Annotated in this window: 14 protein-coding genes; 6 read left to right on the top strand and 8 right to left on the bottom strand. The window is 50.0% G+C overall.

Features of this window, described 5'->3' with window-relative positions:
* Nucleotides 1–9: 9 nt before the first annotated feature.
* Complete coding sequence (locus P8P30_10735; GenBank protein MDG1288016.1) at nucleotides 10–207, top strand: dodecin family protein; 198 nt, start codon at nucleotides 10–12, stop codon at nucleotides 205–207.
* Here P8P30_10735 and miaA read toward each other — a convergent pair.
* From miaA to P8P30_10720, 3 genes are all read right to left on the bottom strand, one after another.
* Entirely contained in the window at nucleotides 204–1,058 is an 855-nt protein-coding gene (gene miaA, locus P8P30_10730) for a tRNA (adenosine(37)-N6)-dimethylallyltransferase MiaA (GenBank protein ID MDG1288015.1), read from the bottom strand. The two genes, P8P30_10735 and miaA, sit on opposite strands and share 4 nt — an antisense overlap.
* Nucleotides 1,059–1,132: 74 nt before the next feature.
* Nucleotides 1,133–3,652 carry a leucine--tRNA ligase gene (gene leuS / locus P8P30_10725; protein MDG1288014.1) on the bottom strand — a complete coding sequence of 840 codons (2,520 nt, stop codon included), beginning with the start codon at nucleotides 3,650–3,652 and terminating at the stop codon, nucleotides 1,133–1,135.
* A 22-nt stretch (nucleotides 3,653–3,674) separates the two neighbouring features.
* Nucleotides 3,675–4,193 carry a DUF3576 domain-containing protein gene (locus P8P30_10720; protein MDG1288013.1) on the bottom strand — a complete coding sequence of 173 codons (519 nt, stop codon included), beginning with the start codon at nucleotides 4,191–4,193 and terminating at the stop codon, nucleotides 3,675–3,677.
* Between the two features lie 65 nt (nucleotides 4,194–4,258).
* Here P8P30_10720 and pgsA point away from each other — a divergent pair, with 65 nt between their 5' ends.
* From pgsA to P8P30_10705, 3 genes are read left to right on the top strand one after another with little or no spacing between them, the layout of a single operon-like run.
* Nucleotides 4,259–4,813: a CDP-diacylglycerol--glycerol-3-phosphate 3-phosphatidyltransferase gene (gene pgsA / locus P8P30_10715; GenBank protein MDG1288012.1), complete on the top strand. Its 555-nt coding sequence runs from the start codon at nucleotides 4,259–4,261 to the stop codon at nucleotides 4,811–4,813.
* A gap of 8 nt (nucleotides 4,814–4,821) precedes the next feature.
* The gene (locus P8P30_10710) at nucleotides 4,822–5,895 is read left to right on the top strand and encodes an FKBP-type peptidyl-prolyl cis-trans isomerase (GenBank protein ID MDG1288011.1); all 1,074 of its coding nucleotides are present in this window, start codon (nucleotides 4,822–4,824) and stop codon (nucleotides 5,893–5,895) included.
* Between the two features lie 5 nt (nucleotides 5,896–5,900).
* Nucleotides 5,901–7,088 carry a pyridoxal phosphate-dependent aminotransferase gene (locus P8P30_10705; protein MDG1288010.1) on the top strand — a complete coding sequence of 396 codons (1,188 nt, stop codon included), beginning with the start codon at nucleotides 5,901–5,903 and terminating at the stop codon, nucleotides 7,086–7,088.
* 140 nt (nucleotides 7,089–7,228) lie between these two features.
* Here the strand turns inward: P8P30_10705 and ilvC are convergent, their stop codons facing one another.
* The 4 genes from ilvC to P8P30_10685 are packed head-to-tail and all read right to left on the bottom strand — an operon-like array spanning nucleotide 7,229 to nucleotide 12,673.
* A complete protein-coding gene (gene ilvC / locus P8P30_10700) occupies nucleotides 7,229–8,251 on the bottom strand; it encodes a ketol-acid reductoisomerase (GenBank protein MDG1288009.1) in 1,023 nt (340 codons plus the stop codon).
* A gap of 15 nt (nucleotides 8,252–8,266) precedes the next feature.
* Nucleotides 8,267–10,042, bottom strand: coding sequence for a monovalent cation:proton antiporter-2 (CPA2) family protein (locus tag P8P30_10695; protein MDG1288008.1), 1,776 nt, complete (start codon nucleotides 10,040–10,042; stop codon nucleotides 8,267–8,269).
* 41 nt (nucleotides 10,043–10,083) lie between these two features.
* Nucleotides 10,084–11,358 carry a hypothetical protein gene (locus P8P30_10690; GenBank protein ID MDG1288007.1) on the bottom strand — a complete coding sequence of 425 codons (1,275 nt, stop codon included), beginning with the start codon at nucleotides 11,356–11,358 and terminating at the stop codon, nucleotides 10,084–10,086.
* A 22-nt stretch (nucleotides 11,359–11,380) separates the two neighbouring features.
* Nucleotides 11,381–12,673: a pitrilysin family protein gene (locus P8P30_10685; protein ID MDG1288006.1), complete on the bottom strand. Its 1,293-nt coding sequence runs from the start codon at nucleotides 12,671–12,673 to the stop codon at nucleotides 11,381–11,383.
* A 168-nt stretch (nucleotides 12,674–12,841) separates the two neighbouring features.
* On the opposite strand from P8P30_10685, the gene P8P30_10680 reads away from it, so the two are divergent.
* Both P8P30_10680 and P8P30_10675 read left to right on the top strand, forming a co-directional pair.
* A complete protein-coding gene (locus P8P30_10680) occupies nucleotides 12,842–13,105 on the top strand; it encodes a hypothetical protein (GenBank protein MDG1288005.1) in 264 nt (87 codons plus the stop codon).
* Nucleotides 13,106–13,147: 42 nt separating this feature from the next.
* Entirely contained in the window at nucleotides 13,148–13,549 is a 402-nt protein-coding gene (locus P8P30_10675) for a hypothetical protein (GenBank protein MDG1288004.1), read from the top strand.
* Between the two features lie 228 nt (nucleotides 13,550–13,777).
* Here the strand turns inward: P8P30_10675 and P8P30_10670 are convergent.
* Nucleotides 13,778–14,605, bottom strand: an 828-nt coding sequence (locus P8P30_10670) for a calcium-binding protein (GenBank protein ID MDG1288003.1), incomplete at its 5' end; no start/stop codon positions are given.

Raw genomic sequence — 14,605 nt, 5'->3', positions numbered from 1 at the left:
GAATATATCATGCTTAAAGTTATCGAATTACTATCTGAGTCAGAAAAATCATGGGAAGACGCGACGAAAAAAGGCGTTAAACATGCTGGCAAAACCATCAAGCACATTCGTTCTGCTTACGTACAAGAATTTAGCACCGTTGTTGAAGATAACGAAGTGACTAAATTTCGCGTGAACGTAAAAATCACGTTCGAAGTAAAGAACTAGAACTGATTGCGAAGCCAAGTTAATTGGCGTTTTGCATAGTGGCGGGTGTTCTGTTTAGACAGGGCGCCCGCTTCTTCGATGGAGAGCTCTCCGGCAAGGTGAGAGGCTAACTCCGCCACTCCAACCGCTTTCATCACGGGCACATCCGGCGCATATTTCTTGGCAAGTAGGCCCTTCACCTCATCCAAGGCTCCGGCGGCTAGCATGCTCTCAAATCGAGTATCGCAGCGTTCATAAAGCTCTTTGCGGGGCAGTTCGATAATGTCTAATTCGAAGGTCGCTTGTGGGAAGGGCGGTTCTTTTGGCATGGCTTGCCATTCGCTCATTGGTTTGCCTGTTCCCAGATAGACTTCATAGGCACGAATCATGCGCTGAGTATTGGCCGGCGGGATGTTCTTTACGACCTTCGGATCAACTCTAGAGAGTTTCTCATAAATGCTAGAGTTACCGTCTGACTCTGTTTCTCGGGTGATTTCTGCGCGAATTTCAGGCGCAATATCGGGGATCGGTGAGAGGCCTTCCATCAGCGCTTTTAAGTAAAATCCTGTGCCGCCGCAGACGATCGGTAATTTATTCTCAGTCCAGCATTGTTCGATTTCAGGTTTAAGCATGCTGAGCCAATCGCCGACGCTCGCGACTTTATCGCCGGACCAAATACCGTAAAGGCGATGATCAGCCTGTGCGAGTTCTTCCGCGCTTGGCCGCGCAGAAAGAATCTGTAAATCTGCGTAACATTGCGTGGCATCGGCATTTAAAATCACGCCATTTGCGGCGGTCGCTAACTCAATGGCTCGTGCAGATTTTCCGCTAGCGGTGGGGCCGGCGATGATGTGGATTTTGTTTTGGGTCATAATCAGATTACCTTAACGTAAAATTTGTTAGCATGTGCTGAGAAACACGTTTGTAGGCGATGAGAGTAAAGAATCTAAGCGGCGACGACATTCACAATCTTATTAGGCACAACAATCACTTTACGCACGGTTTTGCCTTCGAGGAATTTGGCGACATTATCCACTTTAAGTGCTGCTTCTTCTGTTGCGTCTTTGGGATGATCGACTGGGACGTCAATCGTGCCGCGCAGCTTGCCATTGACTTGAATGCCGAGCGTGATTTTATCTTCCACTAGGAATTCGAGGTTGGCTTTTGGCCAAGCCGTATCCACCAACCATTCCTTATTGCCGAGCAACTCCCAGCATTCTTCTGTAAAGTGAGGTAGGAACGGGTTTAGCATTTGTAATAGAGCACAGATAGCCTCTGACCGTGCATTAGATGCACCTTGGTGCGCGGTGATGGCGTTGGTTAACTCACGCAAACGGGCGACCGCTTTGTTAAAGTGGAAGCCGTCAATATCGGCTGTCACACTTTCAATTGTCTTATGCGTTGTGCGGCGTAACTCCAGCACTTCGCCGTCGGAGGCTTTGCCTTCAGCAGGGGTGCTAGCCAACCGCCATAGCTTGTTGAGATAGCGCCATGCACCTTCAACGCCGGCTTCAGTCCATTCCAGATCGCGCTCTGGCGGCGAATCGGACAGCATGAAGAGGCGGGCGGTATCGGCACCGTAGCCTTCAATAATGCCGCGCGGGTCGACCGTATTGCGCTTGGATTTACTCATCTTCTCGATACGACCGAGGATGATTGGCTTTTGGCTTTCGATCTTCACCCATATGCCGGAATCATCTTTTTCCACTTCGTCAGGGTAAAGCCAGTCGCCATTGGCATCTTGATAGGTTTCGTGGCAGATCATGCCTTGGGTCATTAGGCCCTTAAATGGCTCTGAGACGTTAAGATAGCCGCATTTCTTTAATGCCTTCGTGAAGAATCGTGCATAGAGCAGATGCAGCACCGCATGTTCGATCCCGCCAATATATTGATCCACCGGCAGCCATTTATTGGCTTCTTCAGGAGTGAAAAGACGATTCTGGTCTTCGGAGGCATATTGTGCGAAATACCAACTCGATTCAAAGAACGTATCGAACGTATCGGTTTCGCGCAGCGCGGCGGTGCCACATTCTGGGCAATCGACATGCTTCCAGGTTGCGTGATGGTCCAACGGGTTTCCGGGCTTATCGAACGTAACATCTTCGGGGAGTTCTACGGGGAGCTGATCCTCTGGAACCGGCACGATACCGCAGTCTTCGCAGTGAATCATCGGGATTGGGCAGCCCCAATAACGCTGACGAGAGATACCCCAATCACGCAGGCGATAATTGGTTTGTTTGGTGCCGATATCAAGCGCTTCTAGTTTTGCAACCGCTGTTGCTTTTGCTTCATCGCTCGTTAGGCCGTTCAAGAATTCTGAATTTATCAACGCGCCGGGGCCTGTATAGGCTTCAGTGAGTTCGCCTTTTTCATCACCTTGAATGACGGGAAGAATGGGTAAATCGTACTTCTTGGCGAAATCGAAATCGCGTTGATCATGCGCGGGGCAGGCGAAAATGGCGCCGGTACCGTAATCCATCAACACGAAGTTCGCGATATAGAGCGGGTGCGCCTTGCCGGTGAAAGGGTTAGTGGCGGTCAGGCCCGTATCAAAGCCGCGCTTTTCCGCTGTTTCAATGGCCTCTTCAGAGGTGCCACTGCGGTTGCAATCATCAATAAATTCTTGCAGTTCCGCATTGGTTTTAGCGAGCTCTATGGCGATTGGGTGGCCCGGAGAAAGTGCCGCGAAGCTCATACCAAACAGTGTATCGGGTCTGGTTGTATAGACTTCCAGTTTTTCGCCGCTGCTAAGGTCGAACTTAAGGGTGGCGCCGATCGACTTGCCGATCCACTTTTCCTGCATGATTTTAACACGGTCAGGCCAGTTGGGTAGCTCATCTAGCGCGCTGAGAAGTTCTTCAGAAAATTCAGTCGTCTTAAGGAACCACTGATTGAGCTTGCGACGCTCAACTAAGGCGTTAGAGCGCCACCCGCGGCCATCGATGACTTGTTCATTGGCGAGTACGGTATTATCGACCGGGTCCCAATTGACGTAGGATTCTTTGCGGTAAGCGAGGCCGTTCTTTACAAAATCGAGGAAGAACTTTTGCTCATGCTGGTAATATTCGGGCGTGCAGGTGGCGAGCTCGCGGCTCCAATCATAAGAAAAACCGATAGCCTTAAGCTGCTCGCGCATGGTGTCGATATTTTGTTTAGTCCAGTCACCCGGATGCACGTTACGTTCAATCGCCGCATTTTCTGCCGGCAAACCAAACGCATCCCAACCGATAGGGTGCAGTACATTATAGCCCTGAGCTTTACGCGCGCGCGCAACAACATCGCCGAGCGTATAGTTACGCACGTGTCCCATATGGATATTACCCGAAGGATATGGGAACATTTCCATCACATGGTAAGTGGGCTTGTCGCTATTGCTTTCAGCCTTGAAGCACTCTTTCTCATCCCAACGTTTTTGCCACTTGGTTTCAGCGGCGCGGAAGGGGTAACGCTCAGGAGTATCAATCATAATATTCTAGGATAATTTAGGGTTAAGATTCATCCCTCAAGCGGTTAACACGTAATTCGCGTGCCCGCGTGAGGATGGTATTTTCAAGCTTACGAGCCAAATCAGGGCTAACTTTAATGTCGCGCCAGTTGCCCTCGCTGCCGATTGCTTGCTTAAAGAGCGTCAATTTAATCGCATCTGCGCGCAAGGTGGAATCTAAAATCAGGGCGTTAACTTTAAAACGTTCGCCCGGGCTGTTCGGATCTTCGTACCAATCAGTTAATACCGTGCCACCAAAAGGATCCGCTGCGGTGAAGGGCATGAAAGCGAGCGTATCAAGGGTTGCGCGCCATAGGAAGCTGTTCACACCGAGACGAGCGCCGCTTTCGCTTGCGCCACCATCGCCGCCAAGGATATTCCATCCATCGGAGCCCGTTAACTTGCCGCGGCGCTCTTCACGTGCATCTTCAGGGGTAAGGGGGGTGTCATTTACACCGCCCTTTAATACATCACAGCCATTTAGGAAAAGGGCGGTGGTTGCTATCATTATCCATTTTATCATGGTGCTAGATTTAGCAGATAGGATTGGCATGGCAATAGCTTATCTTTTATGTTTAAATTAGGAACATGATCTTAAAACAAAATATACCGAATTATCTGACGGCTCTGCGGATTGCGATTATCCCGCTTATGCTGGCGGTATTCGTGATCCCGGACGGTATAGGCAACGTGGTTGCGGCGGGTTTATTCGTGTTGGCGAGCATTTCAGATTTCTTCGATGGCTATTTAGCGCGCAAATGGAATGTGCAATCTTCTATGGGGCGCTTTCTAGATCCGATTGCCGATAAGCTATTGATCGCGGCTATTTTAATCCTTCTCGTTGATGCGCGAGTGGTTGAGGGTTGGCATATTTTGCCGGCTATTGCGATCCTCTGCCGTGAGATTCTCGTGTCCGGCTTACGTGAGTTTCTGGCCGAAGTAAAAGTGGTCGTACCTGTGACGAATTTGGCGAAATGGAAAACCGGCGTGCAGATGGGTGCGTTATTTTTCATGCTGCTTGGGCCGATCACGCCCTTATGGCTGGGCGGCGATAGTTTTGGCCTGCTACTATTGTGGCTTGCCGCTACCTTAACGCTTTATACTGGGTATAATTACCTCGTGCAGGGTTTGAAACATTTCTAAAAGGACCCATGATGACGGATAAAGAACCAAAAGATGCTCGCTTAGGCGGCAGTCGCCCAAAGGGTAAGTTGCCGCATATTGAAAAGCGCAAAAAATCGCACCCTGCGAATAAAGCGTTTAACCTCTTTATTCTCGCCTTTATGGCCTATGCTCTTTATCTTTATATGCAAAGGGGCGGAGATGCAGGCATACTCAATGAGTTGGGCGATCAGCTCGATGTCATAGAAACGCCGCGCGCAGGAGATCCGCGTATTGATCGGTTAAAGCACCATCAACGCGCTAATGCGCTTTCGCGTATTTTCCCACAGGAACGTTCAAGCGTAACATGGCAGGCACTGCAAGAGGGTGCCGGCGCTCCGGCAAGTTGTGGGCAAGAAGTGACCTATCGTTTAATTAGCGGATTTGGTAGCGACCAGACGGTGAGCGAACCGAAAACCCTAAGGCTTGGTAGCGTTGATGCGCCGCAGGGTTTAACGCTCGGCTTGGAAGGCATGCGTGTAGGCGAAGTGCGCAAAATAGGCATTCCGCCAGCGCTTTGGACGGGCGCTCGCCCAACAGAAGGGCCGCCCATTCAAGTAACCCATGTCACGGCAGAATTGCAAAAGATTGCCGGCGAGGTGCCGCAAGCAGAAATGCCATTGCGCCGCTTCTTGATACGTGGTGGGAGCGGGTTTCCGCTACGATGCGGTGATCTCGCAATTATGCATTTAACGCTCTGGAGTGGTGAAGGTAAAAAACTCTTTAGCTCGCTTGGTGGCGCGCCGGTTTATTTTTATCTGGGTGAAGGGAAAGCGCCTTACGGGATTGAGCGCGGCGTGCTGAAAATGGCGCCGGAGGGTTTATATAGCCTTGCACTCTCGCCAGAGCTGATGAAGCCTCTCGTACAAGGAGGCACGGTAAGTCCGCCTCCGCCTTACGCGGTGCAAGCGTTCCCGATGGATTTAGAATTGCCGGAAGGTCAGATGGTTTTGGTCGATATTGATTATCCAAAAGAACTGCCGGCTGCCGCAAGCCCACGCTTGCCTCAGATGCAAAGCCCTGCTACGCAAGCGCCTGTCATTAACCCTCAAATTGAAAAGTAAATAACATGTCTGAACTCGTCCTTGCTGATCGCTTAAATTCGATGAAACCTTCGCCGACCATGGCGGTAACGGCAAAAGCAGCACAGATGAAGGCTGAAGGCATTGATGTGATTGGCCTTGGTGCGGGTGAGCCTGATTTCGATACACCAGAGCCGATCCGTAATGCCGCGAAAAAGGCGATGGACGAGGGTCAGACGCGCTATACGCCAGTGGGTGGGACTCCTGCGTTAAAACAAGCGATTGTTGCTAAATTTAAACGCGAAAATGACATTGACTATGCGGCGGACGAAATCATCGTCGGCTGTGGCGGTAAACAAGTGCTATTTAATGCATTGCTTGCCAGCGTAAACCCAGGTGATGAAGTGATCATTCCCGCGCCATACTGGGTGTCGTACCCGGATATGACGCGTTTTGCAGAAGGCCTGCCCGTAATGGTGGATTGTCCGGCAGAGCAAGGCTTCAAACTAACGGCTGACAGCCTAGAAGCGGCGATTACGAGCAAATCAAAATGGCTCATTCTTAACAGTCCATCAAATCCAACCGGTGCCGTTTATACTAAGGACGAGCTGCTCGCGCTTATCGCCGTGATTGAACGCCACCCGCACCTCATGGTGATGTCTGATGATATTTACGAGCATTTGGTTTATGGCGATACGAAATTCTACACGCTCGCGCAGCTCGCCCCGCAGTTAAAATCACGTATCCTTACCGTCAATGGCGTATCGAAAGCCTATGGTATGACTGGTTGGCGTATTGGTTATGCGGGTGGCCCGGCAGCCTTGATTAAAGGCATGAGCAAGATTCAGTCGCAAAGCACGTCCAATCCATGCTCCATCTCTCAAGCGGCAGCGGTGGAAGCCTTAAATGGCGACCAAAGCTTCCTTAAGGAGTGGCGTACTGCGTTCGCGCGTCGCCGTGATCTCGTCGTGAGCAAATTGAACGCCATTGAAGGTATCGATTGCCTCACTCCTGAAGGCGCATTTTACGTGTTCCCAAGCTGCAAAGCCTTGCTAGGCGGCACACTCAAAACGGCAACCGATTTTAGCGCTTACTTGCTGGATGAAGCCAAAGTCGCCGTCGTCATGGGTGAAGCCTTCGGCATGGACGGTCACTTCCGCATCTCCTACGCCACCAGCGACGAAGCCCTCGAAGAAGCTTGTACACGTATTGCTGCGGCGGTTGCGAAACTTTAATTTTAGTTTAAATCTCTCTCTTCCGGCTTTCCCAAAAGGGTGATAGTTCTTAAATATAGGTTCAAAAGAGTCTGACAAAATAAAAGCCCCTGAGCAACGTGCTGCAGGGGCTTTTATTTTGTTTAAATGGAAGTCAGAAACTAGTTCTGCGCTTTATCGACCATTTTGTTTTTATTGATCCACGGCATCATGCTGCGGAGTTTCTCGCCGACGGCTTCGATCGGGTGTTTTGCATGTTTCTCGCGATATTGTTCAAGCTCATGAGGGCCTTGTGTGGCGCGATCTTTCATGAAGTTCTCAGCGAATTTACCCGATTGGATATCTTCCAAGACGCGTTTCATTTCGGCTTTGGTTTCCGAAGTGATAATGCGTGGACCCGTTACATAGTCGCCATATTCAGCGGTGTTACTGATAGAGTAACGCATGTTGGCCATACCGCCTTCATACATTAAATCAACGATCAATTTCGTTTCGTGCAAGCACTCAAAGTAAGCCATTTCAGGTGGGTAACCCGCTTCTGTTAGCGTCTCAAAGCCGGCTTGGATCAGGTGGGTTAGGCCACCGCAAAGCACGGCTTGCTCGCCAAATAGATCGGTTTCGCATTCGTCTTTAAAGGTAGTTTCGATAATGCCGCCTTTGCCGCCGCCCACGCCTGCTGCCCATGCCAGTGCGATCTCTTTTGCATTGCCAGTGGCATCTTGTGCGATTGCGATCAGGCAAGGCACGCCGCCGCCTTTGAGGAATTCACCGCGTACTGTGTGGCCAGGGCCTTTCGGAGCGATCATGATCACGTCAGAGCTTTCAGGGGCTTTGATATAATCGAAGTGAACGTTAAAACCGTGCGCGAAAGCAAGCGCGGCGCCGTCTTTCAAATTAGGCGCGATGTCGTTGGCGAAAATCTCCGCTTGGTTCTCGTCCGGTGCGAGGATCATCACGATATCAGCCCATTGTGCGGCCATCGCAGGAGTCGTCACATCAAAACCAGCATTCTTGGCTTTCACTGCGGAGCTTGAGCCCTCACGCAATGCGACTTTCACATTCGTACAGCCGCTATCTTTAAGGTTCAGCGCATGCGCGTGACCTTGGCTACCATAACCAATAATGGCGATATTTTTATCTTTAATAAGGCCGAAATTTGTATCGGCATCGTAGTAAACTTGCATTTTAGAACGCTCCACTCATTTATCTTGAGGGGTGTTTATGGAGTTAATTGTCCTAAAAAGCAAGGATTTCTGTGTCTTTGCGGGCTTTGCATCTTCGACACTCTTAATCTCATTGGCCCGTGTGAGGGCATAATCACGTTCGCGGTAAAGCGAAGTTATGCGGCTAATTTCATGTTCGGCAATATCCATGCGGCCCAAAACAGCGGCCCCTAATTGCAGGCTAGCCTCGTACATTTCCGAAACGGCGAGGCTCGCGCCAGCCCCTTCCAACTTAAGCAGATTTTGCAAATCATCGGCTCGCGCGATAATGGGAAGGTCTGGAGCCATACTATGCATGGCAATCACCGTTTTATGGGCGCTGGGGAAATCATTCATGGTCACCACAGCTGCGCTGGCTTTTTCAAGGGAGACGGCGTGCAGTACCTCGCGGCGGGTGCCATCCCCAAAATAGACGGATTTTCCGTCTTTACGGCAGAGATTGACGATAGATGGGTCGGTATCGAGGGCGATATAGTTAATGCCTTCGGCTGCCAGAAGTTTGGCGACCGTTTGTCCTACGCGGCCATAGCCACAGATCACGACGTGGTTAGCAAGATCGAGCGTTTCGCCGGTGCTATCGGTCGCTTCAGGAATTTCCGGCAAGCGGCGTTTCTGCGCGAGATGCGCACCTAGAGCGTAAGCCAGCGGGGTCAGTGCCATGGTTACGGCAACGACCAGCATCAGATGTTGGGCAAGTTCCGCGCTTAACAATCCGGTTGTGAGGGCCTGTCCGAAGAGAATGAAGGCGAATTCTCCGCCTTGCGACAGAAGTAAGCCGGCATGCATGGAGGCGCCCATGCTGAAGTGAAAGAGGCGGCAGAGGGCAACAATAACGGCGGCTTTGCCGAGCATGAGAGCAAAGGCGAGTCCGAAGATGGTTACCGGTTCTTTGATGAGCAAGGCAATATCGACCGACATGCCGACCACCATGAAGAAGAGGCCTAGTAAGATCCCCTTATAGGGCAGAATATCGGCTTCAACCTGATGTTTATATTCGGTTTCGGCGACGAGTAAGCCTGCGACAAAGGCGCCCAAAGCCATGGATAAGCCGGCGGCATGAAAACCGTAGCTGATGCCGAGTACGACCAGTAAGGTAAACGCGGAAAAAACTTCACTTTGTTCCAAAGAAGCGATCAGGCGGAAGATCGGTGGCAATAATAAGCGACCGCCGATAAACACAAGCGCGAAGGTGATGACTGCCTTTAGCCCAGCCTCTTGCAGGGCTTGGGTAATGGAGGAGTCTGTAACCGCCAATAGCGGTACGAGCACCAACAATGGCACGACGGCGAGATCCTGCATGAGCAGCACGGAAAGCGATAAACGCCCCAATTGTGCCTGCTGTTTGCGCTTCTCCGCGACAATTTGCAGAACCAAAGCGGTGGATGAAAGCGCAAGACCAAAGCCGATAATGATCGAGGCCTCAACGGATTGTCCTGTCAGATGGGCAAGCCAACCGATGATAATGCCTGAAAGCAGCACTTGCAGCCCACCAAAGCCGAAGACTTGAGTACGCATCGCGCGCATCTGGGTGAAAGAAAGCTCGGTACCGATAACGAACAGGAGCAGAACGACGCCTAATTCTGCAATATGTGAAATCTCTGCCACATCTTCAATGATACTAAAGCCAAAAGGGCCAATCAGTGCGCCAGCGACAAGGTAGCCCAAAACAGAACTAAGGCGTAATTTACGAAACACCGCCACAACGCCAACGGCCGCCGCTAGTAAAATTAAAAGTTGAAGAATCGCATCCATGCCCAAAAGTTTAAGCTGCTATTAGGGAAGAGGCAATAGCCCTATAAAATTTCGCGGGTAATATTCTTACTTTCTTCGACGCCGGGTTGGTTAAAAGCATCCACTTCCATCAGACCGGCCATGAAGATAGTTTCCATCATATAATGCTGGAGTAAGGCGCCGATTGAGAATTCGGAATCATCTTTCAATCCAATATGGCGTGTTGCGACGCCAGAATTGATAAGGCTTTGTTGCGTTGCCTTCGCTTGGGCGTCGATCACATCGCCGATGGTGAGGCCGCCGAGATAATTCATGCCGATACTTGCCGCGAGCTCCGGGTTGATTTTATCGCCTTTACCCGCATTTTCGAGTGTGATGAAGGTGATGAGCTTGTCTTTGGGCCCTTCAGCATAAAGCTGCAACTGGCTGTGCTGGTCGACCGCACCCAAAGCCGCAACGGCGGTGGTGCCTTTGCCTTGCTTGCCGACAGACTCGCCCCAAAGCTGCTGATACCAGCGACCAAGGTTTTGCAAGCGATCGACATAAGGCATGGCGACCGAGATACTCTTGCCTTTAAGGCTGAGTGTGTAATTCAGCGCGGCGCCAATGGCGGCAGGAGAGGTCTCTGGCGATTCAGCAATTTGCTCCATAACGGCTTTGGCACCGTTGCGTAATCCGTGGATATCAAGATCGGCGACCGCTGCGGGGAGCAGGCCAACCCATGAAAGTATGGAGAAACGTCCGCCCAGTTCAGGGTCATGTTCCCAAATTTCCATCTCGTATTTTGTCGCCATTTTGCGCAATGCGCTATCGATAGGCATACTAACCGCCATGCAATGTTCCTTAACGGGAAGGCTCTCCGCCTCAAGGCGTTGGATGACGAGCATCGCTTGCATCATAGTTTCGACCGTATTTCCAGATTTACTAACCAGTAGGAAGTAAGTGTTAGCTAAAGGTAACTGGCTGAAGAGCTGGTCCATGCTGTCTGGGTCGGTGTTATCGACAAAATGCGTTGTCATGCCGCTCGTGCCGAAACGGGGCTGTTTCGTGCTGCACAAAGTGAGTGCGCCGAGGCTTGAACCGCCTGTTCCCATCACGACCAAATGCGAGAAATCCTCGCGAATTTTTTGGGCTTTGTGCAGGATGAGCGGTAGGTCGTCGGTTTTAAACGGCTCCGAAATGACCGAAAGCTCACCAGCTTTATTACGTGCTTTTAAGCTAGCGATGATGTTTGGAATGCGCGCCAAAGCCGTATCAATATCGGCCTGAGATACGCCCTCAGTGGCTATTGTATGAGAAAGGGAAGAAGAGATATCTTGGAGATAAGGAAGAGTCATAAGAAGCTCGCACGATTTGTCATTATTTAGGGTCGCCTACCAACACTACTAGCGGCGGCTTGGCAAGGATTTTCGCGGCGGCGCGGTTTACTTCGTCAAGCGTCACCGCCTTGAAGTAAGCATTGCGTTTTTTGAGATAATCGGTGCCGAGCCCGTAGCGCTGTATCGAGGTGAGATAGCTGACTTGCGTGCGTAAATTGTCGAGCGCCAGTGGGAAAGAGCCGGTGAGGTAATCAATGGTATTTTGAACCTCTTCTTGAGTCGCCCCTTTTTCGGCAAAAGTTGATAACACCTCTTTTGCGACGTTGAGTGCCTCTAACGCGCTTTCGTTGCGTGTGGCAAAGCTCCCGTAAATAGCCGCGCTGTAACGTCCTGGTGAGAGGGAGGTGGAGGCATAGTAAGCGAGCCCTCGTTGTTGGCGGATTGCGTTGGATAGGCGGCTTGTCAGGCCTCCACCGCCTAAAATATGATTCATCACATAGGCAGCATAGAAATCGGGGTCATTGCGCTTTGGAGCGGCTAAGCCAAACATTGCAACCGTTTGCGGCACGGTCTGTTTGATAAGAGTTGGTTCTATTTTTTGCGGGATGGCCGGCGCGGACGTAAGTTTCGTGATTTTAGCCTTCTTGGGTAATGCGAGGGATAGCTTCGTAATGGCTTGTGAGAGGCTATCTTCGTCAATATCACCGGCGGCACTTACTATCATATTTTGTGCGGTTAAGTGTTTATGCCAATGACGTAAGTCATCGACGGTCAGGCCCTTAATGGATTTTTCAGTCCCCACTGTCGGTAAGGCATAGGGATGCTCACCAAACGCTTCTGCATCAAAGTGAATCGAAGCTAACCAGCCTGGGCTTTGCGACCGCTGTTTCAAATCGGTCAAAGCCTGCGAGCGTATTTTCTCAAATGAATTTGTCTCAAAGCGCGGCTGAGTCAGTATCTGAGTGGCGAGATCGAGCGCTTCCGGAATATGTTTGGTTAATGCTTGCAAGGTGAGTGTCGTTTCTTCGCGGTTGGCCGAAACCGATAGCTCAATCGCTTTATCTTCCAAGCGACGGCTCAGTGCGGGGCTATTTAAGGTGCCGGCACCCTCTTTAAGCATGGCGGCCGCTACGTAAGCCCGTCCAGCTTTGCCGTCACTATCGCTAATGCTGCCTGCATCCTGAAAGCTAATCTGGATAACGGCCATGGGCAAGCTTTGGGCCGGGAGCGTCAAGATGCTTTGTCCGTTAGGCAGAGTGATTGGTTTTACTTCTGCCCAGCAGGGCGACAGCATGTTGGCGAGGAGGAACAGAACAGAGATCAATAATTTCATGCGCTCACTATGAGAGTCAAGCGACAGGAGGCAAGAAAAAAGCGCCTCGGTAGTGGCTGAGAGCAATTTATTAATGAAATCTTAACGGGTTTAATCTAAGGTTGGACTATGTATGGGGAAATAGATACCACGCGGAACCGTTTAAATAAGGTCCTACAGCTTAACTTGATGTTCTTGTTGATGCATTTTGTGCTGTATGGCAGTACGAAAACGATCTTGCTTGGTTTGCATAATCCTTTTGCAGACTTTATCGTTGTGCTTGGTTTTGTTTCTCTCATTGGCTTATGGCTTTGCTTTGATTTCTTTATGCCGGTTTTGTGTGAGGCGGTGCATCGTCGTGATCGCACGACGGTCAAACCGATCGGTTGGATGATGGCCTTTAGCGCTTTCGCTTTTGTTGGTGGTGCTTACCAAGTCGCTTACGCCCTGTAATCTCCCTACTTCTGGCACGTTCCTTGCTTCTTGTTATCTGTTATGGATACAGGAACACTTTCGATTAACTCCTCTGTGCGCCCGCGCGGATGGCACTCTGTGCAAAAGCAAACGCATGAGATTGCACAGATCACCTTTGATGATGTGTTGGAGGTGATGAACCCGCTTAACCATATTCCTCTTGTTTCTGACTTGCAGGATAACCCTGTTTCGCCGGTCGTGCGTATGGTTGGTAGTGCTTTATTGGGCGGTCCGGTGGGGTTTGCTCTTTCTGCGATCGACACCGTTTTTGAAGAAGCGACAGGAAAGAGTGTGATTGGGAACGTTTTTGATGCAGCATTCTCTTCTGAGACCGAAACACTTGAGGCTCAAGAGATCGTTGCGAAGCGCTATCGTTCTATTGCCGACGCCCATAAACGGCACATCCACACGTGGAATGCTTAATCAGGGCTGTAGATTGTAATCCTGCAGAAGTTATTCAAACTCCTGCCAGCCGCTCCACCACCGCTTCTATTGCGGTAAATAGCTAGTCTTTCGAAATCTGTTGAAGCCCCAACCCTTGCAGCAACAGGTTCTAGAAAAGAAATATATATCCATCTTATCAACAAAGAGTTACAGTTTTATGACTGTTTCTAGAGAAATAATGCTATCTAGTTTTGAGGTGTGCTCAGCCTATATAGTGTAGAAATCGGCTTCAGTAAGTCCAGTAACTCCTGCAATTTGGATTGCACTCCCGTTAGCAAAAGAGATATTTGAGTCTCCGCCGCTTTCAGAAATATTTAATGTGGAGAAATCTACTTCTAGAATAAGAGTGCCTGAGCCTGAGATACTTAAAATATAGATAATATCTTCGCCCTGAATAAAATCTTCAGCAACAGCACCGAGGCTTCCGTTATAGGGAAGAAACATGAACTCATCATTTCCACTTCCACCAAAGAGGTGATCATTCCCCCCCGTGCTTACCAGAGAGTCATTACCGTTATTTCCATAGAGATAGTCATCTCCACCCACTTCTATTGTTGAACTATAGAGATCAACATCAGCAATCGTGTCATTACCATCGCCACCAGTCACACTATCATTGCCAAGTCCGGCAGATAAATAATCATTACCATCGCCACCGTTTAGAGTGTCGTCTCCCGCTAGGGCATCAATAATATCAGCAGCAGCAGTACCCGTAATGCTATCATTCCCTAGCGTTGGAGAAGTGGAAACGCCGCTTCCTGGATTCATGCCAATAAAGTTATCAATGGTAAAGTCAGCAATATTTACGTTATAGAAACGTATCTCCTGTCCATTACCAAGGTCTACATAAACATGTGCACTCACTTGGCTCAGAGCATCATCAAAATAAATATCACTAAAGGCTGAAATATCCACTTTATCTGCCGTTGTAGCGGGAGCAAATGAATTGATAACATCATATTGGTTTGCCTCGACTCCGATGATGAATAGATCGGTACCCGCATCGCCCCTCATATAATCGCGACCAAGGCCTCC

The organism is Rickettsiales bacterium (assembly GCA_029252805.1).
GTDB lineage: Bacteria > Pseudomonadota > Alphaproteobacteria > Rickettsiales > JALZUV01 > JALZUV01.
Note: the sequence above shows the minus strand (reverse complement) of the source record. Positions and strands in the feature narration are given on the sequence as shown.